Here is a 2,067-nt window from a genome sequence, read left to right as displayed (position 1 = left end):
GTCGACGTGTCGTCGCCGGCGTTGAAGACGTTCGTGGCTCCTCCGGCCTTCGCGATGGCGCGGGCCACCTCGTCCATGCCGACGTTGTCGTGCCGGTCGGAGACCATCAGGACGACGGTCTCGTCGGCCTCCGGTTCGCGCAGGTCGAGGTCGGCGGCGTCGTCGGCGGCCTTCGAGTAGAACGCCAGCCCCTGCTGGTAGCTGCTGACCGCGCTGGCGATCAGACGCCTGGTCTGGCCGGTGGACGCGTCGCCCAGGACCAGGACGTCACGTGCCTCCTCCGGAAGCGGTACGGCGGACCCGACGAAGTCCTGCAACGAGGTCCAGTGCTCGACGGGCGGATCCTGCCGACCCCAGCCCGTGGGTACGGCGACCGCGGCGACCACGCCCACCAGGACGGTCGCGCCGATGGCGCCCTTGCGTGTGGGCAGGCTGCTCACCAGCCCCCGCCGTCGCTCCGCCCCGATCGCCGCCCACACCAGCAGCGGGACGGCTCCGAGGGCCGCGCCCTGCACGAGCGCGGCGAGCGCCATCGAGCTGACGGCTCGCTCGACCACGGCAACCTGGCCCTCGGGCTGTGACGCGATCGCGGCGTAGCGCGCGGTGAGCTCCGGCAGGGATGCGGTGTCGCTCTTGCCGAGCTGGACCTCCACCCCGATGTTCGAGGGCGACGGTGCCCGCAGGTCCGGCAACAACGGGCCGGTCCGGAGCACGACCTCGCCCGAGAAGTCCGGACTGACCCGCGCCTCGTGGCTGGCCAGGTCGACCTCGCGCTCGCTGCTGACGAAGATCATCGCCGCGATGCACGTCGACAGGACGACCCAGATCCCGACGTACGCCAGGATCTTGAGCGCCCTCAGCGGGGAGATCGGAGGAATCGTTACCTCCGGGTCCGGGCCTCCGCGACGGCGTAGAGCGCGACCGACGCGGCCACCCCGGCGTTGAGCGACTCGAGGACACCCGCCATCGGGATCGAGAGCAGGCGGTCACAGTTCTCCGCCACCAGGCGGGCCAGGCCGTCGCCCTCGGAGCCGATGACGAGCACCAGCGGACCCTTGACGAGGTCGGCGTCGGCGACGAGCTCCGGCAGGCTCAGGTCACCGTCGGCAGCGAGGCCGATCACGAAGCACCCGGCGTCCTGGTAGGCCTTGATCTGGCGGTTCAGGTTCACCGTCTGCGCCACGGGGCAGCGGGCGGCGGCACCGGCCGAGGTCTTCCAGGCCGACGCGGTCATCGACGCGGCGCGGCGCTCGGGGATCACGACGCCGTGGGCGCCGAATCCGGCAGCGCTGCGGACGATCGCACCGAGGTTGCGCGGGTCGGTGATCGAGTCGAGCATCACGATGAGCGGCGCCTCGGCGGCTTCGGCGGCCGCCTCGAGCAGGTCGTTCGGGTCGGCGTACTCGTAGGGAGGGATGCGCGCGGCGATGCCCTGGTGGACAGCCTTGTCGGTGAGCTTGTCGAGCTCGGTGCGGCTGACCTCCATGAGGCCGACGCCCATCTCCGCAGCGAGGCGGAAGACCTCGCGCAGGCGGGTGTCGCGCTCGGTGTTGTCGGCGACGTAGACCGAGGTGATCGGGACCTTCTCGCGCAGGGCCTCGAGCACCGAGTTGCGTCCGGCGATCCACTCGGCGTCGCTGGTCTTGCGGCCGCCGCTGCCGGCTCCGGCGCGCTTGGCCTGGCGCTTCTTGTACTCCTCGGCCTTGTGCGTCTTGTGGTACGGGCGGTCGGCCGCCTTCGGCGTCGGGCCCTTGCCCTCGAGGCCGCGGCGCACCTGGCCACCGGAACCGGCCTGCGGCCTCTTGCTCGACTTGCGGATCGCGCCCTTGCGGCTCGAATTCCCAGCCATGTCAGTTCACCGTCCAGGTAGGTCCATCAGGGGTGTCGGTGACTTCGATGCCAGCCGACTTGATTCGGTCGCGGATCGCATCCGCGCGTGCCCAGTCCTTGTCGGCGCGGGCCTGCGTGCGCTCGTCGAGGAGTCCGGCGACGAGGACGTCGACCGCAGCGGTCAACCTCTCCTCGGTGTCCGTGCTCGCGCCGCTCGCCGACCACACCGGGTCGCCC

General features: G+C 71.4%; 2 protein-coding genes and 1 pseudogene. All 3 read right to left on the bottom strand.

The genetic code is table 11. The annotated features are described in order from the left end of the window. A pseudogene (locus ACOADB_RS22490) lies at nucleotides 1-794 on the bottom strand (metallophosphoesterase); the annotation flags it as partial. An 86-nt stretch (nucleotides 795-880) separates the two neighbouring features. Then, a complete protein-coding gene (rlmB, locus tag ACOADB_RS22485) occupies nucleotides 881-1,849 on the bottom strand; it encodes a 23S rRNA (guanosine(2251)-2'-O)-methyltransferase RlmB (protein WP_378603873.1) in 969 nt (322 codons plus the stop codon). A 1-nt stretch (nucleotide 1,850) separates the two neighbouring features. Next, on the bottom strand, nucleotides 1,851-2,067 hold a 217-nt coding region (locus tag ACOADB_RS22480), incomplete at its 5' end, for a CysS/YqeB C-terminal domain-containing protein (protein WP_420281184.1).

This window comes from Nocardioides sp. CPCC 206348, assembly GCF_048654705.1.
Classification (GTDB): Bacteria; Actinomycetota; Actinomycetes; order Propionibacteriales; family Nocardioidaceae; genus Nocardioides.
Note: the sequence above shows the minus strand (reverse complement) of the source record. Positions and strands in the feature narration are given on the sequence as shown.

Bases quoted from the DNA above. Each gene is read 5' to 3' on its own strand.
- rlmB (WP_378603873.1), bottom strand. From the start codon at position 1,849: ATGGCTGGGAATTCGAGCCGCAAGGGCGCGATCCGCAAGTCGAGCAAG.